The sequence below is a fragment of the Stenotrophomonas sp. 1L-E-5-B-C3 genome (assembly GCF_057292075.1).
Window position 1 is genome coordinate 387,335 of the sequence record NZ_JBXAWS010000001.1, and the last position, 24,950, is coordinate 412,284.

Annotated in this window: 37 protein-coding genes and 1 pseudogene; 9 read left to right on the forward strand and 29 right to left on the reverse strand. The window is 61.4% G+C overall.

Going from position 1 to position 24,950, the window contains the following annotated elements:
- Nucleotides 1-9 precede the first annotated feature (9 nt).
- From AC0Z6F_RS01795 to AC0Z6F_RS01865, 15 genes are all read right to left on the reverse strand, one after another.
- Nucleotides 10-771, reverse strand: coding sequence for an AbiU2 domain-containing protein (locus AC0Z6F_RS01795; RefSeq protein ID WP_006375415.1), 762 nt, complete (start codon nt 769-771; stop codon nt 10-12).
- Nucleotides 768-1,685: a hypothetical protein gene (locus AC0Z6F_RS01800; protein WP_049400418.1), complete on the reverse strand. Its 918-nt coding sequence runs from the start codon at nt 1,683-1,685 to the stop codon at nt 768-770. Before AC0Z6F_RS01800 ends, AC0Z6F_RS01795 begins: the two co-directional genes overlap by 4 nt.
- An 88-nt stretch (nt 1,686-1,773) precedes the next feature.
- Nucleotides 1,774-2,214, reverse strand: a complete 441-nt coding sequence (locus AC0Z6F_RS01805; RefSeq protein ID WP_049400419.1) for a DUF6573 family protein — start codon at nt 2,212-2,214, stop codon at nt 1,774-1,776.
- Nucleotides 2,215-2,457: 243 nt separating this feature from the next.
- On the reverse strand, nt 2,458-3,021 hold the full coding sequence (locus AC0Z6F_RS01810) for a GNAT family N-acetyltransferase (protein WP_049400420.1): 564 nt from the start codon (nt 3,019-3,021) through the stop codon (nt 2,458-2,460).
- The gene (locus AC0Z6F_RS01815) at nt 3,018-3,548 is read right to left on the reverse strand and encodes a hypothetical protein (RefSeq protein ID WP_224481865.1); all 531 of its coding nucleotides are present in this window, start codon (nt 3,546-3,548) and stop codon (nt 3,018-3,020) included. Before AC0Z6F_RS01815 ends, AC0Z6F_RS01810 begins: the two co-directional genes overlap by 4 nt.
- The gene (locus AC0Z6F_RS01820; protein WP_049400422.1) at nt 3,517-3,771 is read right to left on the reverse strand and encodes a hypothetical protein; all 255 of its coding nucleotides are present in this window, start codon (nt 3,769-3,771) and stop codon (nt 3,517-3,519) included. The genes AC0Z6F_RS01815 and AC0Z6F_RS01820 overlap by 32 nt, the downstream gene beginning before the upstream one ends.
- Before the next feature lie 359 nt (nt 3,772-4,130).
- Complete coding sequence (locus tag AC0Z6F_RS01825) at nt 4,131-4,619, reverse strand: ankyrin repeat domain-containing protein (RefSeq protein ID WP_049400423.1); 489 nt, start codon at nt 4,617-4,619, stop codon at nt 4,131-4,133.
- Nucleotides 4,612-4,971, reverse strand: coding sequence for a hypothetical protein (locus AC0Z6F_RS01830; protein WP_152906877.1), 360 nt, complete (start codon nt 4,969-4,971; stop codon nt 4,612-4,614). Before AC0Z6F_RS01830 ends, AC0Z6F_RS01825 begins: the two co-directional genes overlap by 8 nt.
- Nucleotides 4,972-4,984: 13 nt before the next feature.
- A complete protein-coding gene (locus AC0Z6F_RS01835) occupies nt 4,985-5,206 on the reverse strand; it encodes a hypothetical protein (protein ID WP_024956690.1) in 222 nt (73 codons plus the stop codon).
- A 38-nt stretch (nt 5,207-5,244) separates the two neighbouring features.
- Nucleotides 5,245-5,742, reverse strand: coding sequence for a hypothetical protein (locus AC0Z6F_RS01840; RefSeq protein WP_049400425.1), 498 nt, complete (start codon nt 5,740-5,742; stop codon nt 5,245-5,247).
- Nucleotides 5,739-6,014: a hypothetical protein gene (locus tag AC0Z6F_RS01845; protein WP_141098915.1), complete on the reverse strand. Its 276-nt coding sequence runs from the start codon at nt 6,012-6,014 to the stop codon at nt 5,739-5,741. Before AC0Z6F_RS01845 ends, AC0Z6F_RS01840 begins: the two co-directional genes overlap by 4 nt.
- Before the next feature lie 37 nt (nt 6,015-6,051).
- Nucleotides 6,052-6,456 (reverse strand): hypothetical protein, encoded by a 405-nt coding sequence (locus tag AC0Z6F_RS01850; RefSeq protein WP_088475618.1) that lies wholly within the window; start codon nt 6,454-6,456, stop codon nt 6,052-6,054.
- A gap of 293 nt (nt 6,457-6,749) precedes the next feature.
- Entirely contained in the window at nt 6,750-7,232 is a 483-nt protein-coding gene (locus AC0Z6F_RS01855) for a hypothetical protein (protein ID WP_049400428.1), read from the reverse strand.
- A 59-nt stretch (nt 7,233-7,291) separates the two neighbouring features.
- A complete protein-coding gene (locus tag AC0Z6F_RS01860; RefSeq protein WP_046272117.1) occupies nt 7,292-7,654 on the reverse strand; it encodes a hypothetical protein in 363 nt (120 codons plus the stop codon).
- Nucleotides 7,651-8,511, reverse strand: coding sequence for a hypothetical protein (locus tag AC0Z6F_RS01865; protein ID WP_046272118.1), 861 nt, complete (start codon nt 8,509-8,511; stop codon nt 7,651-7,653). The genes AC0Z6F_RS01860 and AC0Z6F_RS01865 overlap by 4 nt, the downstream gene beginning before the upstream one ends.
- A gap of 107 nt (nt 8,512-8,618) precedes the next feature.
- Here AC0Z6F_RS01865 and AC0Z6F_RS01870 point away from each other — a divergent pair, with 107 nt between their 5' ends.
- The gene (locus AC0Z6F_RS01870) at nt 8,619-8,978 is read left to right on the forward strand and encodes a helix-turn-helix domain-containing protein (RefSeq protein ID WP_046272119.1); all 360 of its coding nucleotides are present in this window, start codon (nt 8,619-8,621) and stop codon (nt 8,976-8,978) included.
- Between the two features lie 46 nt (nt 8,979-9,024).
- Here AC0Z6F_RS01870 and AC0Z6F_RS01875 read toward each other — a convergent pair whose 3' ends face one another.
- On the reverse strand, nt 9,025-9,522 hold the full coding sequence (locus AC0Z6F_RS01875; RefSeq protein WP_046272120.1) for a hypothetical protein: 498 nt from the start codon (nt 9,520-9,522) through the stop codon (nt 9,025-9,027).
- A 264-nt stretch (nt 9,523-9,786) separates the two neighbouring features.
- Between AC0Z6F_RS01875 and AC0Z6F_RS01880 the strand changes: the two genes are divergently transcribed.
- Nucleotides 9,787-10,284, forward strand: a complete 498-nt coding sequence (locus tag AC0Z6F_RS01880) for a hypothetical protein (protein ID WP_141098879.1) — start codon at nt 9,787-9,789, stop codon at nt 10,282-10,284.
- A 162-nt stretch (nt 10,285-10,446) separates the two neighbouring features.
- Here the strand turns inward: AC0Z6F_RS01880 and AC0Z6F_RS01885 are convergent, their stop codons facing one another.
- The 4 genes from AC0Z6F_RS01885 to AC0Z6F_RS01900 form a co-directional block, all read right to left on the reverse strand.
- Nucleotides 10,447-10,644, reverse strand: coding sequence for a hypothetical protein (locus tag AC0Z6F_RS01885; protein WP_046272122.1), 198 nt, complete (start codon nt 10,642-10,644; stop codon nt 10,447-10,449).
- A complete protein-coding gene (locus AC0Z6F_RS01890; RefSeq protein ID WP_046272123.1) occupies nt 10,641-10,820 on the reverse strand; it encodes a hypothetical protein in 180 nt (59 codons plus the stop codon). Before AC0Z6F_RS01890 ends, AC0Z6F_RS01885 begins: the two co-directional genes overlap by 4 nt.
- Nucleotides 10,810-11,178 (reverse strand): hypothetical protein, encoded by a 369-nt coding sequence (locus tag AC0Z6F_RS01895; protein ID WP_046272124.1) that lies wholly within the window; start codon nt 11,176-11,178, stop codon nt 10,810-10,812. Before AC0Z6F_RS01895 ends, AC0Z6F_RS01890 begins: the two co-directional genes overlap by 11 nt.
- Before the next feature lie 222 nt (nt 11,179-11,400).
- Nucleotides 11,401-11,568, reverse strand: coding sequence for a hypothetical protein (locus AC0Z6F_RS01900; RefSeq protein WP_153643641.1), 168 nt, complete (start codon nt 11,566-11,568; stop codon nt 11,401-11,403).
- A gap of 241 nt (nt 11,569-11,809) precedes the next feature.
- Here AC0Z6F_RS01900 and AC0Z6F_RS01905 point away from each other — a divergent pair, with 241 nt between their 5' ends.
- Nucleotides 11,810-13,255 carry an EAL domain-containing protein gene (locus tag AC0Z6F_RS01905; protein ID WP_046272226.1) on the forward strand — a complete coding sequence of 482 codons (1,446 nt, stop codon included), beginning with the start codon at nt 11,810-11,812 and terminating at the stop codon, nt 13,253-13,255.
- 478 nt (nt 13,256-13,733) lie between these two features.
- On the opposite strand, the gene AC0Z6F_RS01910 is transcribed toward AC0Z6F_RS01905, so the two are convergent.
- The 3 genes from AC0Z6F_RS01910 to AC0Z6F_RS01920 all read right to left on the reverse strand — a co-directional run bounded on the left by AC0Z6F_RS01910 (nt 13,734) and on the right by AC0Z6F_RS01920 (nt 15,401).
- Nucleotides 13,734-13,940 carry a hypothetical protein gene (locus tag AC0Z6F_RS01910; RefSeq protein ID WP_153643642.1) on the reverse strand — a complete coding sequence of 69 codons (207 nt, stop codon included), beginning with the start codon at nt 13,938-13,940 and terminating at the stop codon, nt 13,734-13,736.
- Nucleotides 13,941-14,504: 564 nt separating this feature from the next.
- On the reverse strand, nt 14,505-15,119 hold the full coding sequence (locus AC0Z6F_RS01915) for a hypothetical protein (RefSeq protein ID WP_032971128.1): 615 nt from the start codon (nt 15,117-15,119) through the stop codon (nt 14,505-14,507).
- 48 nt (nt 15,120-15,167) lie between these two features.
- Nucleotides 15,168-15,401 carry a hypothetical protein gene (locus tag AC0Z6F_RS01920; RefSeq protein WP_106468504.1) on the reverse strand — a complete coding sequence of 78 codons (234 nt, stop codon included), beginning with the start codon at nt 15,399-15,401 and terminating at the stop codon, nt 15,168-15,170.
- Between the two features lie 1,049 nt (nt 15,402-16,450).
- Between AC0Z6F_RS01920 and AC0Z6F_RS01925 the strand changes: the two genes are divergently transcribed.
- Entirely contained in the window at nt 16,451-16,972 is a 522-nt protein-coding gene (locus AC0Z6F_RS01925) for a response regulator (RefSeq protein ID WP_050559897.1), read from the forward strand.
- Here AC0Z6F_RS01925 and AC0Z6F_RS01930 read toward each other — a convergent pair.
- Nucleotides 16,936-17,364 (reverse strand): response regulator, encoded by a 429-nt coding sequence (locus AC0Z6F_RS01930; RefSeq protein ID WP_065427813.1) that lies wholly within the window; start codon nt 17,362-17,364, stop codon nt 16,936-16,938. The genes AC0Z6F_RS01925 and AC0Z6F_RS01930 overlap by 37 nt on opposite strands.
- 15 nt (nt 17,365-17,379) lie before the next feature.
- Nucleotides 17,380-18,315 (reverse strand): sensor histidine kinase, encoded by a 936-nt coding sequence (locus tag AC0Z6F_RS01935; RefSeq protein ID WP_139338728.1) that lies wholly within the window; start codon nt 18,313-18,315, stop codon nt 17,380-17,382.
- 119 nt (nt 18,316-18,434) lie between these two features.
- Between AC0Z6F_RS01935 and AC0Z6F_RS01940 the strand changes: the two genes are divergently transcribed.
- The 4 genes from AC0Z6F_RS01940 to AC0Z6F_RS01955 all read left to right on the forward strand — a co-directional run bounded on the left by AC0Z6F_RS01940 (nt 18,435) and on the right by AC0Z6F_RS01955 (nt 20,674).
- Nucleotides 18,435-18,959 (forward strand): EAL domain-containing protein, encoded by a 525-nt coding sequence (locus AC0Z6F_RS01940; RefSeq protein ID WP_032971133.1) that lies wholly within the window; start codon nt 18,435-18,437, stop codon nt 18,957-18,959.
- Between the two features lie 569 nt (nt 18,960-19,528).
- Entirely contained in the window at nt 19,529-20,005 is a 477-nt protein-coding gene (locus AC0Z6F_RS01945; RefSeq protein ID WP_046272126.1) for a chemotaxis protein CheW, read from the forward strand.
- A 117-nt stretch (nt 20,006-20,122) separates the two neighbouring features.
- Nucleotides 20,123-20,356: a hypothetical protein gene (locus AC0Z6F_RS01950; protein ID WP_032971135.1), complete on the forward strand. Its 234-nt coding sequence runs from the start codon at nt 20,123-20,125 to the stop codon at nt 20,354-20,356.
- Between the two features lie 39 nt (nt 20,357-20,395).
- On the forward strand, nt 20,396-20,674 hold the full coding sequence (locus tag AC0Z6F_RS01955; protein WP_125892001.1) for a hypothetical protein: 279 nt from the start codon (nt 20,396-20,398) through the stop codon (nt 20,672-20,674).
- 212 nt (nt 20,675-20,886) lie between these two features.
- Here AC0Z6F_RS01955 and AC0Z6F_RS01960 read toward each other — a convergent pair.
- Nucleotides 20,887-23,116 (reverse strand): annotated as a pseudogene (locus tag AC0Z6F_RS01960) (methyl-accepting chemotaxis protein).
- A gap of 147 nt (nt 23,117-23,263) precedes the next feature.
- Between AC0Z6F_RS01960 and AC0Z6F_RS01965 the strand changes: the two are divergent.
- On the forward strand, nt 23,264-23,473 hold the full coding sequence (locus AC0Z6F_RS01965; protein ID WP_139338727.1) for a hypothetical protein: 210 nt from the start codon (nt 23,264-23,266) through the stop codon (nt 23,471-23,473).
- Between the two features lie 96 nt (nt 23,474-23,569).
- Here AC0Z6F_RS01965 and AC0Z6F_RS01970 read toward each other — a convergent pair whose 3' ends face one another.
- From AC0Z6F_RS01970 to AC0Z6F_RS01980, 3 genes are all read right to left on the reverse strand, one after another.
- Nucleotides 23,570-23,953, reverse strand: coding sequence for a response regulator (locus AC0Z6F_RS01970; protein WP_032971140.1), 384 nt, complete (start codon nt 23,951-23,953; stop codon nt 23,570-23,572).
- Between the two features lie 183 nt (nt 23,954-24,136).
- Nucleotides 24,137-24,610, reverse strand: a complete 474-nt coding sequence (locus AC0Z6F_RS01975) for a BLUF domain-containing protein (RefSeq protein WP_006375647.1) — start codon at nt 24,608-24,610, stop codon at nt 24,137-24,139.
- A 61-nt stretch (nt 24,611-24,671) separates the two neighbouring features.
- Entirely contained in the window at nt 24,672-24,947 is a 276-nt protein-coding gene (locus AC0Z6F_RS01980; RefSeq protein ID WP_032971143.1) for a hypothetical protein, read from the reverse strand.
- Between the last annotated feature and the right edge of the window lie 3 nt (nt 24,948-24,950).

Consider the following 24,950-nt stretch of genomic DNA (forward strand, 5'->3'; position numbering starts at 1 on the left):
GCTTCGAAGTCAAAGCCCAGCCAAGGTTTTCCACATCGCCTTGCCCTGGGCTTCGTGAACCGACGCGTATTGCTGCGGATCCCAACGGGTTCCGGTCAAGAGCAGCCCCAGCTCTGCCACGATGGCCTGACAGCGATCGCCAAAAGCCAAGACCTCATTGAAGGTCAACCCAAGCGTGTTGATGTCAAACGCGCCAGGCTCCTCGTCCAGCTTGCGCATTTCCAGGTGGGCATGGTGCTTGTCCCGGAGGGTCTTGATTTTCGCTGCCACGGGATCAGCCGAAAGGATCACCATTTCATTGGAGACCCTTTCCCAGCCACTATCGAAGCGCGAGTAGTTCTCGTCCCGATCGTTCTGTCTGAACTTCTCCTGGAAAACAGCCGAGCTTTCGGGCGGCAGGTCACTGATCGGTTCGTCGTGGAAGTGATCGAAGATGCGACCGTAGCGCTCCCGGTAGTGCTCCCTGATCGCGGGATCTGCTTGAAGCTTTCGCCAGAGGTTGGTCAGGCTACCGGACCGCGAATCGTTATCCAGAAAAAGCCGTGACTGATCGCGCACCAGGTCTTGTCCAAGAAGCGGCGCCAAGTGGTTCCAGGCATTGGCCCCCGGCGTCTTGTCCAGCTTGGCTTTCAGCCCTGCCTGAATCTCGGGGTCTTGAATGAGTGGGGACAGAATGTGCCGGCGCTCGTCGAGGATGTGGCACTCCTGCGTGAGCACCCGAACGAATCCATCGATTTGGCGAATACGTTGTTCCAGTTCCTCAGGCTTCATTCTTGCTCCGCCTCCAGCGGCACCTGCTGGAACCGCACCTGCAGCCGCTTGATGAGCGCACGGGTTTCCGCGTTCGGAGCGCGCGTGGACACCAGCACCGCCTCCCCGTTGGGCACGTGGCGGATGGCCTTCTGCTCGGCCCGGAGAACGGCGCGGTATTTCACCGCTTGATAGACGCCTCGCTGGAGTTCGTCCTCCGAGCACTTGCTGGTTTTAACTTCCACCGCCAGGCGATGTCTTCCGTTATCGAAATGCGCGTCCAGTCGGTCACCCGAGCTCAACAACTTCTCGTTGCTCCCCATGGGGAAGCACCCAAAGTCCTCGAACTCTTCGGGATGGCTGGCCATCCACGCCTTCAACGCTTTGTGCTCGTCGCTCTCTGGCCGCCCCCCCTCCTGGACTTTAGGAAGGGGAAGAGGCGCATCCGCTGCCACCTCTTCAACCGCCCCGGCGGACGGGGTCAGCATGGTGGCTCCCAGAGCGCGGGCGACCCGGTCCCAATTGGGATAGGTGAAAACGTCTTCCATCGCCTCTCGCAAGTGCGCACGGCGCTCTTCCTCGGTGTCCAGCTTCTTCCCCGCGAAGTAAGCTGGCGAGATGGTGATCGCCCCCTCGCCAGGGTGTTTCGTGTTCTTGTTGACGACGATTGCGTGGAGGGGCGGGATGGGTTCCTTCCACTGCTCGCTGAGCCACTGCAGGGCCTGGGCCACTCCCCCGGCGACGGTGCCGTAGAGGTCTTTGCGGGGTTTGATCTCGTGTCCGAAGGTGTCGTGCAGCTCTTGGGCCAGGTCGCTGTAGGAATGAGCTTCGCCCTCCTGCGCCCACCGGATGAGGATGGGCAGCGCGTCCGGGATAACCCGGCTCCGCCAGGGTGTGCGTGCAAACTCCACCTTCGACCAATCGAACTTTTCCATCCCCTACTCCTCCCTTGTCGTCCCGCCATGGTAGCTGCGGGACCAGCACGGGAAAACGATGAGGGCCGGTGTCCTGCCCCCTCCCTTCTCAATCCTCGTTGGGCAGCATGATGCTGACCACCGGTTCCAAGGCGTCCCCGGGCCCGCACAGCGCTTTCAAGGTGATCTGGCGATGGGTCGACCGCGTCAGGCCCGACCCGGTCGCCGGGTGGGCTTCGTTCGACAACCAGTCGCCGGCGTCGGGCAGAGCCACGTGGAGCTGGTAGTGGATCTCCGAACCGTTGCCCTGCTGCCGCTTGATGGCCACGTGGAGCATGAAAAGCACGTCCCAGAGCCGGCCGTCCACCGACTGGCCGCGCAGTTCCAACCCTATGGGCACTTCCACGTAGCGAGACCACGCAGCGCGGGTGATGGTCACGGGAAGCTTGAAGCCGGCTTCTTTGGCCACATCGGACACGTCCACCAGGACGCCGTCCTCGATTGCCTGGGCGCGGGTGTAAGAATGGATGAGGTCGGAAGGCTCGAACATGTTGTTCCTCGCTTGGTAAGTGATGGCCCGCCCAGGGCATCCGGTCGGGATGTCCTGGAATGGGAAACCCACCGCCCCACCGCTCGGCGCGGTCAAGGGAGGAAATGGAAGGGCTGGCGCGGCCCGCAGCGCAGCGAGGACACGGGCCCTGGAATGGCCCTTGACCGGAGGAGCCGGGAGATGGGGCCGCGCGGAGCGCAAGGGGCTTGAATGGCGTGCCGCGATCGGCACACCGACTGGCCCTCAATCGGCCCGCCTGAATCCTCCAAGGAGGCGCTGCCACCAGGACCGGGGAACCGCTTCCGCGTTCTCTGGCAATGGAAACGCCCTGTCCCAGTCCAACTCGATCGGATCGCCGCCACTGGTGCGCACGAAGCCATGGGCCTTCAATGCCTCAATGGCGACGCTGGACGTCGCGTAGCACCGTGCGAAGACCCTGCCTTCCCCCGATGAACTGGCCAACGCGTGGCGCACCAATGCCTTGAAGCAACCACGCCGGGTGAATTCTGGTCGCGTGCCGGCGAGATGGAGCTCGTAGCCTTCGCGATCATGCATGCAGATCAGAAACGCCGCCGGCTGACCCTCCCAGGTCGCAACCCTCACGTCGCCGTCCACCCTGCAAACCTCCGGTCGATTGTGTCGCAGCTTCATCATCGTCAAGAAGCCGACATGAAGCAGCCCTTCCACCAAGGGAACCGCTTGGGCGCTGAGGGTTTCCCGGAAATGCCCTTGCCGTGCTCCGTCGCGAAGCAGAGCAGCTATCCATGCGGCATCTTCTGCAACAGCGGAACGAATGGAAATGGTCATACGTATGAGCAAACCTGGGGAACGTTGTTCATCCAACCACTCTGCGCCGCGGACGCTTCAGCGGTGAGCGGGCCCAAACCGCGGATGAAGCGAAGAGACGCCAGTTGGACGTCGTCCTGGGGCCAATACGGGCCATCCGGCGAAAACACGAAGTGGTCCCCTTGAAGGGCCCCGCAGGTGGTGCAATGGTGGGCCAAGTAGGTTTGCCCGGACGTCCGGGTGGCGTCGAAGCGAAGCCAAGGGGCGTGGCCGGCAACGAACGCAGCGGCCTCCTCGTTCAAGCGCTCGATGTAGCGCAACAAAGCACCCTCCCCCTGATCCACCAACCCTTCGTCGTCGTGCTCCTCGAACGAGGGCACCCAGACCGCGGCGGTGGGAGTGGGGGCATGGCAGAAATGGCACTCGGTCTGAGCGAGCAGCAGGCCGTAGGCCGGGGCGTGGAGGATGGATGCAGGGGCTTCATGGGTCATGGAGCCATTTTGCCCGGCCCGTGTATCAACCGGTGAGACGAGCTTGCGTTGAATCATGGGTGTTGCGGAGCGTGCCACGCTGCGAACCCAGCCACGCCATCTGCTTGTATTCGTCTCTACTGAGCAACTTGGACACCCCCAACCACTGCACCAGATGGTAGTGCGCAATCGTTCGTGGGTAGCGCTGAATCCCCTCGTGCAACAGTTTTGGCAGGAAACACACAGAACCATCCTGTCGCTCGTAAGCGTAGTAGCGATGGCGGGAGGCACGCGTGGTCATGGCATTTCTCTCAGTGCGCCCAGAGGGCGCGGTCGATACAGCGTTCAAGGCGCTGGGCCAACCAAACGCTGAATGGAAGGGCGATGGGGGCGGCAATGGCGAGAAGGGAAAGGGTCATGTCGGCGGTTCCAGTCGGTTGAAAGAGCGGTGCGTTCTTCCTGATCCCAAGGTAGATCGCCCTGGAAATTTGTCCACGGTTGCAGTGGACAAAATCTTGACTAAAAGTGAAAACTGCGGAGCTAAGGCCGCAGTTATTCCTAACATCACTTCTCTCGCCGAAGGCGTCACCTGCTCTTTTCCACCGACGCTTCTACAGAGTCCGGCGCGCAGCGGCCGGTGGCGGCGTTGCGCCGTTGGCTCTACAGCCTTGCCCGCTTTGCACTGACACTTCCCCGGGCTGCCCATGCCTGCTCCAGGTGGACCGCGCGTTGTTCGGCTTCCACCGTGGCCACCACGTGCGGCATCGCCGTCTTCAGCGATGGCGTGTTCCAAAATGGGCTGCCCCGGTGAGGGTTGCCACCCAGCCGCAGCAGCAGCAAAGCCGTCTGCTCAAGACGATTGCGCTCGTCGGCGTCGTCGCTCAACTGGTAGTCCGCCGCCAGCTTTTCGAGCGGGCGCTCGCACCAGTGGTTCCTCTCTTGAGGGTGCGCACCAGCTTGCAGGAGGGCTTCGACGATGCGGGGCCAGGGAAGTGCGGAATGGAGCGCAGGACCTTCGTTGAGGCGCCACGCGTTGGGGTTGGCGCCCTGCCGCAGCGCCTGTAGAACGCCGAAAAGGCTTCCTTCGACGCACGCGTGAATCAGCTCGGCGCTCGGAGTTCCTGGCAGTGGTGGGCGGTGGTCAGCCATGGCGGCTGCCCCGAACCTGGTTCCCGAGGAGATCTCCTTGGACGTAGTCTCGGATGATCTGGCGCACCGCTTCTGCGGTGGAAATCCCCGCGTTCACCGCGCCCTGCTCCACCGCCTCCAAGACGCTGCGCTGCAGCGGAAGGTAGGCCAGGCGCACGTCCCTCTCCCCACCCAGCCGACGCTTGCTCAGTGCGTAAGGGTGGGCGGCATACATGGCGAGCACTTGGCGCACGGCTTCGTTTCGGGTGACCTGCGCGCGCGCGGCGGCCGCCTGCAAGCGCTCCAAATCACGGGAGTAGCCCCGGGAGGACGGAAGGGTGACAAGTTTTGGGGAAGGGACAGGTTGAAGCACGTCGCGCTCCGGCTTAGGACGCCGCGTCCAACGGCTTGGCGGCCGCCTCTCGGACCACCGCGATGGCACGCCAACGGTTGATCGCAGCGCCGGCGAAATACAGGGCGTCCACCAGTTCTTGCGCGGCCCCCTTCTCAAGCAGGGCCCGGTTGCAGGAGGCGAACCCTGCAAGGATTCCGTAGCGGTCCGCGTCGTCTTTGGCTTTGTTCATGGCTTCCGCAATTTGAACGTTCATGTCGAATCTCCTGATTTTTGCTGGTGGGTGATCGGCGGTTACAGACGCACGCGCTGACGAGGAGCTTCCAGGACAGCCGCCGGAGCTTCGCTGTGCGCCTCTTGCCGTGGGTTCCAGACCTGCCCACCGATGACCATGCTCGGGCCGCCTGCAGCAGGAAGGACCTGCGAAAGCCTGGCTTGCTTCGCTGCGGCGTTGATCGCACGCACGGTGCCCTCTTCCATGCCTTTGGCTTCGTAGATCACCTGCCCCTCCAGGTGATCCCCCGCTTCATCCACAAGGGCGGCAAGGGTTCGACCGAACTTCGACTTTGGTCCTTGGTTGCGAGCATCGGCGTCCCAACGCTCGATCACTTCGAACGTCTTCTCATGACGATGGCCAGACTTGTTGAGTTCTTGGAGCACCGCTTCGGCGTCTTTCACGTTGAAGCGAATGGCGGAGAGCTTCACCGGGTGCGCGTAGCCACCGCCACTCGAAGCCGATTGCGTGATGGCGACCGCTTGGTTGCCGTCGCTGACGAGGTGATGAATTTTCATGTCGATTTCCTTGATGGTTCCCGGAAGGCGCGATTGCCTATCCACAAACTCAAGGTAGATCGCCCCATGATTTTGTCCACTGCTTGAGTGGACAAAACTTTGACTAAAAGCAAAAACTGCGGAACTAAGGCCGCAGTTATTCCTAACATCACTTCTCGCGCCGAAGGCGTCATCCGCGCTTCTTCCATCGCCGCTTTCCAGAAACCTGCGCGAAGCGACCGGCGGTTGGTTTTTTGCACAAAAAAGGCCCCTCGCGGGGCCTCAAAGGACATGAATTGTTCTTACGCGATCAGTTTTTGTCAGCACGCCTTACTCCGCGCACTCCACGCCGATCCATTCTTCATCGAACCATTCGTCCAGCGTCGCCAGGTCCTTGACCTTGCAATTGGTGCCGTAATCCGACCCTTCCATGTCGAACACCACCTCATAAAGGAGCTGCCCGTCCTCTTGGCGCTCCACGTTGACGGAGACGGTTTGGTCAGCCAACAGCTCGTCGTCTTCGCATCCCAGCTCTGCCGAATTGCGGTTCAGCAGGAAAGCCAGCAGCGCGTCTTCAACGGAAGGCTGGAACGCGGGATAGAGATAGCCCGCCGCGCCGGTCGAAAAGGTATACCCAGACAACTGGTCAAACAAAGTGCTGGCAGCGGCATGCGCAGCTTCGTGAGCTTCCTTGATGGTGATGGTGTCGTTTGTGATGAGCATCGCGTGGTTCATGGCGAGATCCTTGTTTGTCGGTTGGCACGATTGCCTTCCCATGTATCCAAGGTAGATCACCATAAAAATTTGTCCACGGTTTCGGTGGACAAAATCTTGACTAAAAGCAAAAACTGCGGAGCTAAGGCCGCAGTTATTCCTAACATCACTTCTCGCGCCGAAGGCGTCATCTGCTCTTTTCCCACCACCGCTTTTACAGAAGCCGGCGCGAAGCGACCGGCGGTGGCTCTGGGCTTTGTTCTTTGAAAAAAAAAAGGCCCCCTCGCGGGGGCCCCAAAGGACATGGACTGATCTTACAGGCTGGTGGAGCGCCAGAGCTTGCCTGCGATGCCACCCACGATCAGCGCCACGGGCATGAGCGCCGTCAGAGCCATCGGGGGCACGGAGGTGAAGAAGTTTCGCTCGCCCTCTTCCAGGCCCGGGTAGAGCAGGCCCACGGCAACGCTGACCAGCTGCAGGGCAACGACGAAGAGCAAGCCCACCAGGGCGCCCTTTCCAAAGCCACCTTTGCGCGGCGAAACCGGGAGCCCGCAGGCCCTTGCCGCGCGCACGCGGGCCGCGCGCCAGTTCAACACGTAGAGCAGGAGCAGCAAGAGCAGCACGGCTGCCCCACCAGCGGCCGCCAGGCCGGCCTCCCAGCCGTAGCCCATGTTCTCGCCGATCTCTTGGGCTCCGGCAAGAAACAGCAGGCCTGCACCACCGAGGATGACGGTGCCCGGTGCCAGCAAGCCCCACTGCATGTGACCGCCGGGGGTGTGGTGAGCGTTGTAAGACATGGGACCTCCTTGAAGTGGTGTTCCCTCAATGCATAGCGCGATTCCGCGCCTTGGCAAGGTCAGCCCTTCTTCTGGGCTCCGACCGGCACCCAGCCTGTGGGTTGCTTCTCAAAGATGAAGTCGTAAGCCGACGGCACGGGAACGGGATCGGGCTTCAACTGCTGCCCGCCCTGGAACCCGACCACGTCCAGCGTTCCACCGGTCACGCACGTGGCCCGCTGGGGACCACTGGAGGTGCAATCCGCGGTGAGGTCTTTCCAACCCCAAACCTCGATTCGTTGGCCCATTTCGCTGGAAAGGTTGGCGTTGGCATGCGCCTCGTAAGCGTGGGCGACTTGTTCGATGGTGGGCAAATCCGCCTTGCTGCTGCAGGCGGCCAAGCCTGCGGTGATCAGGGCGAGGGAAACGTGGGTTGCTTTCATGCCGGTGCTCCTTGCGTATGGGTTAAATCAACGTCGATGGTTTCGTCGCGGTATCCGAGCCGAACCCTCTCTATCGTCACGTCCATCTTCGGCACCGTGCCCTCCACCCAGACCCGGTTGACGGAGAACACCACCAGATCGTCTCGGTAGCTGCGACCTTGTCGCGCCAAGTTGGCGGCCTCTTGGGCGCCCACTCGGATGAGCAGGTGGAAGCGGCCGGCGTTGGGTGGGCTGGACACCCCCGTGGAGGTGCGGTGAACCCACGGCACAAAGCCCTTGCCGGTGACGCTTTGTCCCGCCGCGGACACCTGAGACATCGGGATGAATCCTTCCAGCACGCCACGGTCGGCCCGATAGGCGACATCGCCCAGGGCTTGGAACGTGGGACGAACGGCAAACCGTCGGATGGCCTTGAAGCGCTGCAGGCGCGCGTCGAAAGCCGGGCCATAACGGCGCTCGATGGCAGCCGGATCATCGCCTGAGATGCCGTTGGCGCCCTGGGCCTTCGTGTCCATCAGCCACCATTGCCTCAGGCACCATTGGCGCTTGTCGGCGTCGATGCGATAGGACGAATGGGCCATGGCGAGCAGCTGCATGTCGCAAGTGTCCACGCCGCCACCACCCACAGCCGTCACCCCGGCCCGCAGGTGCTGAGCCCCTTCCAAGACGTCCTGATCCAGGTCCCAGTAGGTCCCGGTCGGCTCGACGTAAGGGCTCCTTGCCCTATCACTGACCACCTTGGGCGTGCCTTGGATGGCTCGGCCGATCTGGCGAAGCAGATCCGATTCGGCCCGGGCCTGCTCAGCGGTGCACCAAAAGATTGCAACAGCCCCCGCTACGCACAGCATCTTCTTCATGCTCCTACCCCTGTCGGATGCACGTTCCTATTTGCCATTTTGGCAAATGCAAGCGATGCTTGGAAGCATCACACTGGCGGGCCGATCCATGCGTTCAGCTTCGACCGATGCCAGCCCCGCTTCCTGTGTCCACTACCTACGGCCGCCGCCTCCGTGAGGCTCGCCTGGCCCGAGGGCTGAGCCAGGCGGATCTCGGGGCGGTTTTGGGATTGGAAGACCAGAACTCTGCGGCACCGCGCATTTCTCGCTATGAGAGAGGGGAGCGCATGCCCGACGAAGCAACCATGGAACGCTTGGCCGAAGAACTGGGACTGCCAGTGGCCTATTTCCACGCCGCGTCCGACGTGCTGGCGGAAGTGATCTTGGTGGTCTCCCGGCTCCCACCCGAACGCCAGCGTGAATTGCTGGCGCGGGTGAGAACCTACGCGGAATCTTTAGAGCTTTCGGAACGGGAAACCAAGTCGTAGTCCTGTCCCCGCCAGGGGTCGATCAGGGCTGTTGGACGACTGCCCTTTACTTCTTACCGTAGATTTCCCAGAGTTCCTCGCCGACCTTCAGAGTGCCCTTTGCCCAATCTGGCAACAGGTCACCCAAAGCCTCACGGAAGCTTCCAGAAATTGAGTGCGTGGCGTCGCCCGCTCGCTTCCCTGGCCCAATCCACCGGCGAATCCATTCTTTCCTGCGGTTAGTCTCGCTAGGCGGAGAGGAGCCAACAGCTCTGAGAGCATGGCGCTGCAACGCGATAACAGCGTCTACCTCTGCATAAAGCGCCCTAGCGAGCTCTGGAGCATCTCGTCTGCCCTCCAGTGCAGTCACCATGGCGCGAATGAAGTTATCGGAAAGAAGTGCAATCTCGGTTGCCTCCACCCACACGTGCCCATAGCGCTGAACGTCGTCCGACCTAAGGTTCAGCCCAAGCCGCGACAACTGCACCCCGTTTCGAAAAAGTTCCTCAAGCTTTTCCTCCCAGCTCATTTCCTCAAGCGGTGTTGTGCTTGCTTCTTCGCTCATGACCGTCCTTTCCTTGGGTGGTGGATCGTTATACCAATCGGCCGGAGGCACGGGTAGCTTGAGCATCCCATCGCGTTAGGGCCGCTGCTTAAAGCGGAAGCCACGTCTCCACGCCGCAGCTAGCTCTCATGGCGGCGCTGAAGCGGCTAATTCTGCGACGTCCTTGGGTGTCAACGGCCAACAGCGCAATAATCGGTCCTATTGACACCGATTTTTACAAACCTCAAAATCGGTCCCGTTAAGACCATTTTCCGAGATGAGGCCATGCAGACAACAGTCACCACGTCGCGCGCAGCGGCAATCATAGGCATTGGATATGAGGGACTTCGGAGCTACCTAAAGCGAGGACTGCTGGGTAAAAGTGGACTGATGCCCCCATTGGTTTCGAAGGATTCGCCTGCCCCAGACCAGAGTGCGGTTCGCGCCTCTTGGAAGCGCTTTGGATTCACAGACCTCTGCCTCATGCGTTTGGCAAAACAGCTGGTGGACATGGGACTGAGCTTTGATCAGGCCAACTCCATCGTTTCGAACGAAGAAATGCGTGCGCTTTTCAGCGAAGGCAGTGCCACCACAGACGCCGTGGTCATGTGCTGGCCACCTTTTCAGGAATACATGGTCTTCGTGGGTGAGGAACGACGATACCTAGCCGATCACTTGGCACAGGCAAACGGAACTGCTCTTGTGATCGAACTGAAGGCTATTGCCCAGACCGTCACGTCGAAGCTCAAGGAAATCCGGAATGAGGGGGTTTCGGCTCTTTAAGGCGTATGGCCTGCGCTCTCCACCTGTTGTCCGTCAACGATTGTGACAGCAGCACGCGAACGAGTTCGCTGACGTGCATTCCCTCCCGGTCAGCCACCTGCTCCAACAGGTCTTTCAGCTCCTGTGGCACGCGAACGGCCATCTGCACGTAAGGTGGCCGGCTCACGTGGACAGCCTCGCCAGGGTGAGCACCCACGCCAGCACTAGCCCAGCCAGGATTTGGGCACGCAAGCGGTAACGCACACGAAGCGCCCCGCTGGCGTGCCGTGCATTGACCCAGAAGATGCCAGCCAGGCCCAACACGGTGGCCAGGAACGCTGCAGCCAGGACGGCGGCCAACACCGCGCCCACGGTGGTCATGCCAGCGCCCCTGCCATGGTGGCCAGGACGAACCACTGTCCAGCGATGAGGCCGTAGCCGATGAGCAATCCCTCCAAGCCCGCCCAGCGTTGGCCGGGGGTGCGCAGCAGCGCCGCGCTGTCGTTGAGCAAGGACCACCCGGAGAGGATGGACAGCCACTCAAAATCAATGGTCATAGCGGTCATAGATCGAGCCCTCCCCTCCAGCGGAATTGATGGTGGAGGGCAACATGACCTCCTCGTTTTTCACGCGTCCGAACACGCTGGCAAACACGTCCATCAGCGAGGTGCTTTGGGCCGCGTCCCGTTCGGCCTGGCGCGCATACTCGTCCAACCCAGACGGGACAACCTGGCGTGCGCCGTTGACGGCGCCGCGCAACCCGCTGGCGTTGGGCATGCTCGCCCCAAAGGTGCGGTTCCACGTGTCGGAAAACCGGTCCAAGCCGTCCATGCCCATAAACAGCAATCGCGCCAGCACCAGGACAACCACGGCGTTGACGACAAGCCGCGTCGTCAGTCTGAATCCAATGAACATCTTCCCCCCTTTCGTTTCGTTGGTCGGTGTCAGACGCACGCATCGCGAACGCCATACGTTTGGGATACACCGGCACGCGAAACCCACAAGGGGGTTATTTTGACTAAAGCTAAAAATTGGGAGAAAAGCCCAATCACGCTGCAGGCGCGGCTGCACTTGCCCGTCAGCCGGCGCTCGACTGGGGCATTGCGTTGAACGGTCCGAGTGACCAAATTGGCAGGGCTAAATCGGGCCCAAGTCTTTGACCACCGCCTGGCCAGGCTTCAAAAAGCCCAATAGCAACCGTCCGCCGGCGACGGTCCGCCCCATGCTGGCGTTGAGGTATCGAGCCTGGAGCTGCGCTGCCACCAGCAGGTCCTGGGTGGCCATGCTGGCGATCGCCGGGCTCACGGCCTGCTGCTGTACAGTTCAGACGCAGATGCATGGTTGTTCGATCAAGGCTTGCAAGCCAGTGGAGCTGGGGCTGAAGTTCATGGAAAGCTTGCCGATAAACCTGTAACAAGGTAAATGAGGCGAGAAGCCAAGCGAAGCGATGGCGCGTTTCAGATCGGGGGTTGCTTTGAGCGTTCGAGAAAATCGGCTTCGCTACGTCTTGACCGTAATAGGAGCCACGGCGGCGTGCGTCTTGGCGATGCTCGCGGTCGCCCAAGCCATCCTCTACGTGCGTGACAAGGAAGGGGCGGAGGCAGTGGCGGAAGCCGCGGTGACGCGCTCGGAGGCTTTATCCCTTGCAAGGCGCGTCGCGGCCGAACAAGCCTCTCGCATTGGACAGCCGCCTTGCTCCGCCACCGACATTGACTCACTGAAAGAGATCGCGTTCCGCTCCAGCTACATGAACGACATCGGTCGCATCCGAGACGGACGCCTTGTCTGCAGCGCTCTCTGGGGGCGCTCGCGCCCCTACACCCTCCCCGCCCCACGCTTCTCCAGCGGCGCTGTCCGGCTTTGGCACGCATCGGATCTCGTTGGCTCCCCCTACACCGGGTCCAATCTGATCGCCCAAGGCGACACATTCACCGTGTCCTCCCCGTCTGCCTTCGAGAGCTTGGACCCTGCGCGCAGCAGCTCCATCAGCATCGAAACGAAGGACCGATCGTTTACATTCCGCACCTTGTCCCCGACCAGCCGCGTCGGCACCCCGTCTCTCGTCCAAGCTCAACATTGCAGCCGGGTGGCCGACGTTTGCGCGTTCGTTACCAGCCCTAGGCACGTGGTGTCCGAACTGCCCTCGGCGTTGCTCACCACCATCCTGTCAGCGGGTGCCTCGGTAGGGCTTTTGCTCGCGTTCTTGCTGATCAAACACCAAATCACGGCTCGGCAAACCATCCAGCAACGGTTGGTGCTTGCACTGAAGCGCAGCGAGATCGAACTGGCCTACCAGCCACTGCGTCGAATTGGCACGCGGGAGCTCGTGGGATTTGAAGCGCTCAGCCGCTGGCGCCCGCCGGGAGACGATGAAATCCCGCCGGCCATCTTCGTGCCCATCGCCCACCGATTCGGCCTGAGTCCTGATCTTTTTCGATACGTGCTGGCCCGTGCCATGAATGATCTCGCCCCCGCGCTGAGGGAGCATAGGAACCTCTACGTAAGCATCAATGCCGAGCCCGTGGACATGGCCCAAGAGTGCGTCGTTCGCTACATCGGCAGCGTCACCAACGATTTTGGCGTGTTGCCAGAGCAAATTCGCATCGAGATCACCGAGCGGGAAGAACTCGTGTCCGCTGCCGCAAAGAGCAACATGCAGGCCCTCTCAGTTCTGGGATACCGGTTCTTGATCGACGACTTCGGGACCGGCAGCGCCAACTTCTCCCGCCTCGCCCAATCGCCGTTTCGAGGAATCAAGATCGATCGCATGTTCGTGGCCGCTATCAACGAGGACTCCCCCCTGCGGCCCGTTTTGCCAGGGATGTATCGCATCGCACGTGAGCTTGGGCTGGATGTCATCGCAGAAGGCGTCGAATCAGAGGCGCAAGATTTGCTGCTCTACCGGATTGCTCCAGAGGCTATTGGCCAAGGGTGGCACTATGGCTGCCCTCTCTCAACCAAAGACGCGCTTGCCGCCATCCAAGTTGGGTAGCCCTCGCGCACGGGTCGACCCGAGCGCGTTCACTGGCGCTTGACGTTCGCCCTAGCAAGATGTCCGTGCGTCCGATGGACGCGACAATCGTGAAAATCTCCGCTATGGCGCTGACCCCAGTTGGCGCCGCCGAACCCAACGGGGTGACTCCCCCTCCCCTAGGTGACGCCCCGGCAGTTCAGGGCATCGTCGTGATCGGCCCCCCTAGCAGGCGGCCTCTTTAGGGCAACGCGCGACACACACCCTCAGCAGTGGTCCGCAACCGACTGGCCGCCGGTCTGGCCTTTTGCTGGTTAACGAACTGGCTCAGCGCTTTCCAACAGCGCCGCTCGGTTACTTCCCTGTGCCTAAGGCTGTCGCCGTGCAGCCCGCCTCTTTATCATGCTCCTGCGACGGCAATAGAGGGATCGGACAGCGGTATCTGGCGTGCGGACTGCGCGGACGACCCCGTAGATGAATTCTTCAGAATCCAATTGTCTCATCTGGTTCCGGTGGGGTTGTCGCGGTGCATCATATGCATTCCGCTCTGTTCAGCTTTTTGTTCATCTTCATGCCCAACATTGGACGTTTCTTCATCGATCAGGTTGAGGGTGTGCGGCGGGCCGACGGCTCGCTCTTGCAGGTCACGCGGATCAGTTGCGCTTGTCTGGAATGCGGCCGCCAACTGCGATTGGTTCCAGGGCATGGCCTGCTGGACTTGGACGGCGCCGCCGTGCTCACTTGCCCGCTCTGTGACAACCGCTAGGCGGTGGCACGCGCGAGGTTGGAAAAGCTTTGCCCCCAACCTAACCACCCGCGCATGGCGAGTCTTGATTGAAGAGTGGACCGCTGTGTGCTGGCCCGAAAGGGCCGATTGACGGTGCAGTCAAGCGGAACGCTCACCGGTTTCCAACGCTTGAGCTTGGGGCCACCCTGCTGCCAGACCGCGATTCGGTGGCCAGCCAATGGAGGAGGGGTATGCACAAGGCTGAGACGGAGGCGTTGGTCAAGTTGGAGCTCCGCCTGAGCGAGTGCGAGAGGCGCCTGCCCAACGCTGAGGGCGAAACCAATGCCTTGGAGTATGCGGTCAGGGCTTTGGTGGCCAGTTCTGCCAATCCCACCGCGGTGCGCCTTGCATGGGCCCACCTGATGCCCATGATCGTCGACATCCATGTGCCTCCCCAGCCAACGCTCCAATGCGGACTTTCTGCTTGGCTTGCGTCATGGACTGAGGTCCGTGGCCGAGCAAATCGACGCTTTGCCCTGCCCCCTAGAGACCTCCCAGATCGAGAACGGTTGCTTGGCCCTTTGAGAGAATTGCTGCCAACAGACGACCGCCCGCTAATGGCCGCTCGCTGTCGCCGTTGAGGTAAGCGGCTTGCAAGCGTCCTGCTGCCATCAACTCCGCCCGTCCCATGCCTGCTGGCTGATTCCGCAAGGGCTCTCCTGGCGACGCCAAGCCTCCCACCAGCGCTTGGACCACGGCGGGACGGCCATCTTCGGACTTTGCATAAGCGGTGGCAACCATGCGCTGGGCGTGCGCCGACCAGCCGCCCAAAACCAACTCGGTGTGCATAGCGCTGATGGGTATGCCAGCGGCTGCCGCCGCGCTCACGTAGTTTGGCCAGAGGCGATCAATCACGCCGCCAAGCTCGCCGGACAGCCGCTCTATCGTGAAGTCTGCTCGAAAACTGGCTTGGAGACAGAGCTCGTAGATTCTTAGGAAGAACTGGGCCGACCCACGCGTGGCCAAGACGGCGTTGTGCTGAGGCAGCAGAAGCAACTTGGCGCCCTCTGAGTGCGCCCCGGTTTGAGCATCTTGCGCAAGGGTATCGACGGTCACAGCCAAGTGATCGGCACTCAGCAACACGTTCAAAATGCTCATCTGCCGTCCTTGGGATCCATTCCGTCGATTGAACCTTCCAACGCCAATTCAGCCATAGGGGTTGTTGAGAATCTCAGACGCAATCCGCTCTCCCGCGTCCAACGCATGGAGGCACGACGACGCTTTGATGCTCAAATCCGAGCGCCCTCCCACGCCGTGGACCTCGACAGCGAGAAGAACCCAACGGCTTTCACTGAGCCGCCAGATCTCGGAGGTGTAAACGTGCTCTCCCACCGACAAGGTGACCCGTTCTAAATCTTTGCCCGGCTTGGAAGTACCCATGGCCCTCGAACCCTGACTGTTCAAAAGCAGTGTGCACGCGAACGCCGCTGGCCTCAACTGATCGCCTTCCTGCGACGCGGGGAGTCACACTCAAGCGAAATGCCCCCCGATGGATCAGACCCAGTCCTCATTGGATGCCGGCGATGTGACCGTGACCTGCCCAACCTGGGGTGGCCGTCATGGCGTTGAAAGGGCGGGACATAGTGAGGGGGCCGCGCCCACCGCGTTCGGGGCATCTCCGGCCGACTCCACCGCTGAAATGGGCCCGATCTGCAGCAGAGCCAAGGCCGCCAAGCACGCCTGCCGACTGGCGAACGTCTCCCGGGGAGCCATCAAAACATGCCCGCGTGGCGCCACCAGCCGCCAGCGCCAACCTTCCGCCCCGGTGATCCCGGCCCAAAATCCCACCCGGTGGTATACCTCAACGTACATAGCTGCCTTGCGTGATCAATCTGCGATGCTAGCGCGATCGAACCGAGCTCGGCCTATCTTCCGGCCGGGCGTTTAACTCGTCTTTTGAACAACGCGCTCAGGCGTGCGTCGCTAGAGCCTGCTCCGGCCCCGGGACGCCCCGGCTCACAGGCTCATCCAGCAGGTTTGAGCCCCCAGGACGTCCGGGAAGAGACCGCAACAATTGACTCACCCTGTGGACGCTTCCTCCCCTACCCCCCTCCGCACCCAGCACGTAGAGAACCCGCCCCTCAAACTGGGCGGATACCAGCTCAAGCCCCTCCACGTCTGCCAACTTCTTCGTCAGAAGAGCTCGCCACGACGCGGGCGGTTCGGATTCAAATTCGACGATCACCGCGGTATCACCGCACTCCAGCGGCATGATTTCGACGCGAAGGGCGTGGGGCGACGCTGCCGGCAAATCGGGGGCGGATCGGGCCATAGTGGGAGTGTCCAGGCGGGAGGGGTGGGGATTGAGTATCCAGCCCTCGCGGCAAAACCGCGTCAAGGCGCGACGGCGCCCTCGCCTTCCCGTGATTGCCGTCATCACAGGGATGCACCAGCGCTTTACTCCCAGTCCTGCATGATTCCTCGAATTTTTGATCAACCAGGTTTGCTATGACTGCCTCTCGTACCCTCGCATCCTTCTTGTAGAGCACGACGTCGCCATCCGCGAATCGATGCAGGACGTTCTCAAAGACAGCGGCTATGACATCACTGCGGTCGGAGACGCTGAAGCGGCTGTGGAGCGCTTGGCGCAGCAACCCGCCTTCGATCTCCTCATCTCCGACGTGGGCCTGCCGGGGATGAACGGGCACGATCTCGCCAAGCACGCCATGGCACGCCACCCTTCCGTGACGGTCCTGCTGGTCACCGGTCACGGGGGCGTTCCCGGCGCAGACCCACACTTCCTCGAAAACGACGTTATGCTGCTCAAGGAGCTTTCACGCTGCTGGAGTTGCTGGGAACGGTTCGTTCGACGCTTTGACGGCTTCCAGCAACAACTCGGTCACTCTTCTTTCCAACTCCCCCGCGGCGAACGGCTTGGTGAGTATCTCCATGCCAGACTCAAGCTGGCCGGCTCCTACCGCGACGCTTGCTGCATAGCCGGTGATGAATAACACCGGCGTGTCGGACGGCGCTGCCGGCCCGCGTCCGCCACCTGCCGCCCATTGAGCGAGCCCGTCAGGCCCACGTCCGTAATCAGCAAATCAAAGTGCTTTTCGCTGGCATGCACAGTGAGGGCGTCGCTGCCGTTTGCAGCCGCCTTCACGCGGTGGCCCAAACTGCTCAGCACCTCTTTCACCAGCGTGCGCATGGCGGTCTCGTCTTCTACCAGAAGGACCGAGCGACCAGGCGACGTGGCTGGGGGAAGCGCGGGCGTTTCCTGGATTCGGTCATCGGTATCAGCCGTGCTTTGCGGCAAATAAAGGTGCATCGTGGTTCCCACCCCAGGGATGGAGTCAACCGCCACCTGACCGCCGGATTGGCGCGTGAATACGTAGATCGGCAAGCCCCACCCCGTGCCCTACCCGATCGGCTTGGTCGTGAAGAAGGGCTCGAACACCTTTTCAACAACGCTCGCGTCCATGCCGGTTCCCGTGTCTCGGACCGACAAGCGAACATAGGGTCCAGGCGTCAGCACCAAACGCTCCGCCAGTCCGCCATCGACGTGTGAGAGCTCGGCCTCAATCGAGATGCGCCCTCCATCCGGCGTCGCATCGCGCTCGTTGATGCAAAGGTTGAGAAGGGCGTTTTCCAGCTGCGGAGCATCCACCCGCACGACGTCCTCCACTTGATCCGACCGCGTCTCGATCTCAATGGAGGGCCCGATGGAGCGGGCCAGGATGTGGAGCGTCCTGTTCACCATGGCCGACACGTGGATGGCCGACGGTGCCAACGTCTGCCGGCGAAAGAACGCCAACAGTCGTTGGGTTAACGCTGCAGCTCGGTCGGCCCCCGTTCGAGCCATCTCCACGTAGCGACCCAGGTCCTCCAAACGGCCTTGGCCAACGCGCATCTCCAACAGCTCCAAGCCCATGGAGACCCCGGTGAGCATGTTGTTGAAGTCGTGGGCAATGCCGCTGGCCAGTTGGCCGGGGGACTCCATCTTCTGGCCCTGTCTCAGCCGTTCCTCCATCGCCATCAGTTCGTCAGTGCCGGCCTGCACCCGCTCTTCAAGCGTTGCGGTCAACTGCTGCAAACGCTCTTGAGCCACGCGGCGATCGGTGATGCCGGAGGCTGCACCGAACCACTCGCTCACGTTGCCTTCGCTGTCCATCAACGGGACTGCCCGCAACTGTATCCAGCGGACGGAGCCGTCTGGCAACAAGGCGCGGTGTTCTACCTCCAACGGCGACGCCAACTCCGCGGCATGAGCAATGGCCAATTCCACCGCGGGCCTGTCCTCGGGGTGGATCAGCTGTTGACGCCAGTTGCCCCCAGTGGCCTTGAGCTCGGCCATGTCCCCTTGGCGATAAATCTGCTCCTGCTGCCAATCGGGGGAGATTGAGTAACGCGACTGGGTGGCCGCGGCCACAAATGCCCCCAGGGGCCGCTCGCTTGCGCCTAGGATTGGCACAATTGGCGCAATGGAAGCGTGCTGGCCTTGCGTTGAGCCTTTCCATCAACCTCTCCGCTCGGAATGTCGCGCGGCAAGGAATGGCCGATGAACTCGTGGCCAAAATCCACGCGCAGGGGTTGGATTGCCAGGACGTGGAGGTCGAGATCACCGAGGGAGAATGGCTGCGGGTCAACTCGCTGCCGGGCGAGCAACTCAAGCGGATGGCCTCGTCAGGCATTCGGCTCGGGGTGGATGACTTCGGCAGCGGCTACAGCAATTTCGGGTACCTGACCGAGTTGCCCATTCACACGCTCAAGCTCGACAAGTCGCTGATAGACGATATTTCCGAAGACCAACGCGCATTGCTCAAGGTCCAAGCGATCGTCGGTCTGGCCCATGATCTGGGCTACTCGACCGTCGCTGAAGGAGCCGAGACGAACGGTCAGGTCGCCAAGCTCCAAGGCCTTGGGTGTGACGAAATTCAAGGTTTCGCGCTTTCCAGACCCATCAGCGCCATTGAGTTGGCCGAGCTCCTTGCGCCCTGACCCGAGGGAGTTTGATACTCGGTCTTCCAGCCGACGAACCGTCCCGGATGGAAGCACGCGGAAGGATCCTGCAGCGTGCGTATCGCTTTCAGGAAGTCTGCGAGATCGCTGAGGCCGCTGACTGCCTCTGGCCTATTTCAGGACCCTACCCGTGGCTAATACCGGCTTTTATTTTGCTTCGCTTTGTCAATGGAGAACTGACCTCCGACGGCGCTCTGGCGCGTCTGCATGCTGTTGAGGCCACTTGTAGCAGCTGTGGTCTCACCTCGCTGCTAGCACCGGGCGAGGGCCTGACGGACTTGGAAGGCGCCGGTGTGATGGTGTGCCCACACTGCCAGAACCACCAAGCGGTGAGCCGGATGAGGTTGGAAGAGTTCATGAAGCGAATGGCCGGCACGAACGCTACAGCCACCGCTAACCCATCGTCTTCGGACGACGGGCAGGTCTTGTCAGAGTGAGGCCCTTGGCCTGCCAATCTGAACGCCTCGGATTTCTTAGGGCATGAATTGCCACGGTGGACACATTAAGGGCATGATGCGATCGCCCTTTGGTCTTTGCCCACAGAAACCATGACCGTTCCCCTGCCTTATGATCCATTTCTGCAGGCCTCATCAGAGCCATTGCTGGAGCTGGTGATTGTGCGTGTGGGCTGCGATTTGTTCGGTGTGGATGTCGAGTCGGCCGTGGAAATACGCGGACCAGAGACGCTGACCCGAACCCGGGACCGCCAGTTTGTAGTCTCGATCAGAGGGCAAGACGTCCCTGTGGTTGATCTGGGCTTGATCACCGGAGGCGATGCAGTCGGGACGGGTTGTCCAGCAATGCTGTTGGTTCAATCCGCGGTTCAGCTGTTCGCCCTTGCAGTGGACGAAGTCTTGGTCATCGAGAGCCTGTCTGCCTGGCGTGCCGAGCCTGCCGCTCACAGCGACCGATTCGCTGAGCTCTGCCCGCAGGGCGTGCAGCTGGGAAACGGCAAACGCGTCGCCGTCATTGACCCTGGTCGTGCCCTATCCATTCAGCAACGGCTGGAGATCGATTCAGGTTGATTGCCCAATGCTGCACGGTGCTGCCGCTTTCAGTTGCAACCGATTCGCGCGCGTTCCAAGTTCCACGCTTTGCGGTAATCTCTGGCTGACACCGCGATTCCGTGCATGAGGCGCTCGATGGAGAAATTCGACGGAGCAACGTGGTTCCCACTGGACAGGTTTGAAGTCGGCATTGACGCCGAAACAGCAGTGGTTGCACTCGGGCTTTACCAAGTTCGCAACGCGGCCGGTGACTCGACCATGTGCGGCTCGACGATGACTCCGACGCAAGCGGAGCGAACTGGCAATGCCCTTTTGATCGCCGCCAACCGTGCTCGCCTGACGATCCCGGGCTCAAGCAGCAGCCACTGATCCTCTTCTGTGTTGATGTGCCTGCTCGCGGAGGGCTTGGTGAACGACGAGGTCAGGGACGCATTTTTGCGTCTTCAAGAAGCAATGAATCGCATGCATATACGTGTTGCGGCGCTGGAAGCGGCCACAGTGCTCCTGCTTCGCACGAACGCCGGCAACGCCAACGTCGCAGACGAGTTTGAGCGCAGCATTCGGCACTACCTCCAAGGGATGGACCAGCACCGGGACCATGTCTTCGCGTTCGAGGAGATCGTCGAGCCATGGCTGGGCATCCTGAGGGAACCATTGGCTGGCATTCCCCCGTCTCCGAGCCGCTGAACTGCCAAAGCGGAGCGGCCATCGGGCGGCCGTAACCTCGGCCAATGCCATTGCCGCCTCGCCGCCTCACGGCGCAAGGCGCCGAGCTTTCGGCGCGCTTGCGGGTCTGAGGCCGCCATCCAGGCGGCCTCACCCACGGTGACTTCAGCGGCAACTTCGGTCAACCATGCCCTGCGAGCGACCATGCGTTCGCACTGGCCTTGGAAGGGCGGTTAGAACTCCTGCCAGTGCGCTGCGTCCGCAGATACCTGCCGTGCGGGACGAGCTGGCAATGCCTTCGGCGGGGTTGGCTTGCCCGCGTAGGCGGTTTGAGAAAGGCGGGAGCCGTCCACAGCACCTGGCTTGGTCAAGCTTGCACTGGCCGTGGCTGGCGTCTTTCCCTGCGCGCGTTCATTCACCTTGAAGACCGCGACGGCGGTTGCCAGCTGTACCGACTGGTCTTCCATGGATCGGGCAGCGGCGGTCGCTTCTTCCACCAACGCGGCGTTCTGCTGGGTCGTTTCGTCCATCTGAGAAACAGCCTGGTTCACTTGCTCGATGCCCGACGCCTGCTCCTGAGAGGCGGCAGATATCTCACCAATGACGTTGGACACGCGCTCAACCGAGCTGACAATCTCAGACATCGTCTGGCCAGCCTGGTCAACCAGCGCCGATCCTTGAGCGACCTTGGCCACAGAGTCCTCGATTAGCCCCTTGATCTCCTTGGCTGCAGAGGCAGAGCACTGTGCCAACGTGCGCACCTCGGAGGCCACCACGGCGAACCCTCGACCCTGGTCCCCGGCTCGAGCCGCCTCCACGGCCGCATTGAGTGCGAGGATGTTGGTCTGGAAAGCAATGCCATCGATCACGGAGATGATGTCCCCGATGCGGCGCGACGAGGCTTCGATACCCCCCATCGTCTCCACTACTTTCCCGACCACTCCACCGCCCTGCCCGGCCACGCGCGAGGCCCCACTCTGGCCAACTCGCTGGCCTGGCGTGCATGCTCGGCGTTTTGGCGCACGGTGGAGGTAAGCTCCTCCATGGACGCCGCCGTCTCTTCCAAGTTGGCCGCTTGTTGTTCGGTGCGTCGCGACAAGTCGCCATTGCCCGCGGCAATTTCCGTCGACGCGGTATTGATTGCCGTGGATGCCTGCTGGATGCGGGAGACGATATCGGTCAGCTGAGCCACGGTCGCGTTAGCGTCTTCGCTCATCGTCGCAAAGACGCCGCGGAAGTCGCCTTCCATGCGGTGGGTCAAGTCGCCAGAGGCAATGGCCTGAAGCAAGGTGGAGACGGCGCTGAGGCTGTGGTCAGCTGTCTCCATCAGACGGTTGAGGTCCGAAACCATCAATTCAAAGTCGTGCTGGAACGCAGACGTGTTACCGCGGGCGGAGAAGTCGCCGTCGGCAGCCGACACTGCCAACCGCTTGATCTCCGTGTTGATCGCCAGCAGACTTGCTTTGGCAGCGTCCATCGATTCGTGGAGCACGCCCGGGAGCCGGGCAGGCGTCGCGCGTCACGCCGCAGGTCACCGGCCGCATACTCGTTGAGCACTTGGATGGCATCCAGGATGGCCTCAAGGTGCTCGAACACCATTGTGTTCATGCCCTTGGCCAGCTCGCCGTAGACACCGGGCAGGTCCTCCGGAATCCGGTGCGAGATGTCTTCGGCCTCGTGAAGCTTGACCATGACCTTGGTGTCGTTCGAAAAACGCTCCAAGGTGGCAACCATTTGACGGAGGGAGAGCAGCATCTGGCGCGCCTCATCGCGGCTCTGGTAGTCGGTTCGCACGTTGAGGTCGCCATTGGCCACGCTGCGGATAGCGGGCAACGCCTCACCAATGGGCCGGGTGACCGAACGGCTGATCGCCCACCCCAGCACGCTTGCGACCAAGTACAGCACCGCCAAGACCAAGCCTGTGATCGACATCAGGTTGTTGAGGCTTGCTGCGTTGGTTGCGAGTTCAGCCTTCATGCCGCGAAGGTTGTATTCGCTGACTTTCTCCATGGCGTCGAACAGCGCCACGCGCTTTGCCCTGGATTCTGTCACCGAGATCGTCTGCGCGGCCTCGGCATCGCCAGCGAGGAGCGCAGCGTGAAGCTGATCGTGGATGACAAAGTAATCGCTCAACGCAGCGCTGACCGGCTTGAACAACGCGGCATCTTCGCCATCGGCGAAGGACCGCAGGTATTGCTTCACCAGCTCGTTGATCTTGGCCTTGCCCGCCACGATCCGCTGTTCGTATTGCTTGACGGCCTCAGCGGAAGTGGCTTCGCTGACCTGGGAGGTTTCGTAGATGCGGAGATCGCCGAACTGCGCACGCATCTCTCCGATGGCATAGCTGCCAGGCGCCCAGACGGACTCAATCCTGGACAACTCCTGCTTCGAATGTGACGCGCGGACAATAGTGAAGATGCCCAACGCCAAGGTCATGCTGGTCGTTATGGCGAATGCCAGCATCAGTTTTTTGGAGATGCTTCCGACGTGGCTTCTTCGGCGCACAGGAAGAACACGGCGTCGCCGTGGCTTGAAGCACTCAACGCGCTATGAATGGAGATAAGCGCGGCGAAAGGAGACCTGACGAAGGCCTCCTGGTAACTGTGGCCTTTGATCTCGCTCGCCGTGGCCAACAGCGCGCTTGGCCTGCTCCGCTCGATCAGAAAGCGGCCGATTGCTGGAGTCGGGAAATCCAATGGCGAACGACGTATTCAGGAGCCAGTTCTTGAACGCTGTCTGCAGGACAACGATCTGGTCGCCGTCTTGAAAGTGACGGTGCTGAACGACAGTGCTTCTGATGATGCAAGTAGCGCGCATTGATGGGCAGCAGCGACGTTCGCTTCCAGCGTATCCACTGTAAAGAGGAAGGCTTGCGGTCCAATGCACTCCAAAGGGCGGATGCATGTTGCCAGTCAGCTAGCGCACGTGCGCGCCTGCCGGTTCGCCTCTGCAATCTTTGCCAAGCGCCTCGATCCAGGAAGCGATCTGTTTGACGCCGTAGGGCTTGGACAAAACACCCCGATCCCGGTGCCGGCTGATCACATCGTTCGGATGAAGCGTGGAGGTAAAGAAGACAGCGATGCCATCGCGCCGAAGTTCGTCTGCCAACTTGTATGCACTGCGCCGGGCGTCAGGGCTGGCGGGCACATCCAGAATGACGACGTCGACGTGCCCCGCTTGCGCTGCGCGCAAGGCTCCTGAGCTGAATTCCAAGCATTCGACGTCATAGCCGAGCTCTCTTAGTTCGACTCCAACCACCTCACAGATGGAGGTTTCAATGTCCACGAAGAGAACGTTCATGTGGATTGCCGTTCCACAAGGTCGGGTCAAATTTTCCACACGGTCAGCAGCTGGTTCAAGCTAGTTGGGACGACTTCTGCTTTCGGCAGACGGAATCTGCTCAGCTTTGCCAACGCTTCATCGGGAGCGCGAGAGGAGCTCCCAGCATCCTTCCGCCGGGTGACAGACCAGTCGCCACGATGTTCATTTCGCCTCCCCTTCGCTGAGTGGTTTCGAGAGGGGCCCCACGTAGACTGAGGCAGACGGCCCTCCCGTGAAGCGCACAAGGAGATCCATCGCCGTTGCATTCATTGCGTCCGCATCGCCCCGCTGAGAGAAGCTGGCCCAGTCTGCCATCGCGATGCTCTGCAGCTGGCCCTCCTTGGCCAAAAACAGCCGCATAGGCCACCGCGGCAGCCGACGTTGCGAGACACGCCCGCGTGCCAACTCGATGAAGTTCAGGTGGCTGCGCGCTTCGGATGCCCTGGCGTAGGCAACGCGAAGGCCATCCGGTGGACCCTCCAGGTAGGACAGGAACCGGGCCCCGTCGTACAAGGTCACCCCGGTCACGCCGGCCTGTCTGTTGAACCGCTCCGCGTCGGCTATCAACTCAACCAGCCGCCCAAGGCTAAGGTAGGGGCTGGCCTCACTCACAAAAACCACCGCACGGTTTGGCATGACACGCTCCTAAGATTGCTTCAGACCCAACAACCTGACGGGTCGGGAAGAGCAACAAGTGCTACACGGCAACCTTTGATTTTGCCTTCCAGGCGCCTGTTTCCAGATCCTTCCGCAGCACCCAGTCCTTCGCCGGAATCTTTGCCCCACGGGCGGTCAGGTAGTCCGGCATGAATAGCATGATCTCCCCCCCTTGAATCAGACAGCTGGTCGAGAGGACCACGCCGTCACTGAGCTCGACCAAGCAGGTGGCTCTCTCGCCCAGTTCAGCCTGCTCGCCTGTCAGGGACGCGGTGGCCCCTGGGTAGATGTGGCTGTGAGTAAATTCCAACCGCATGGC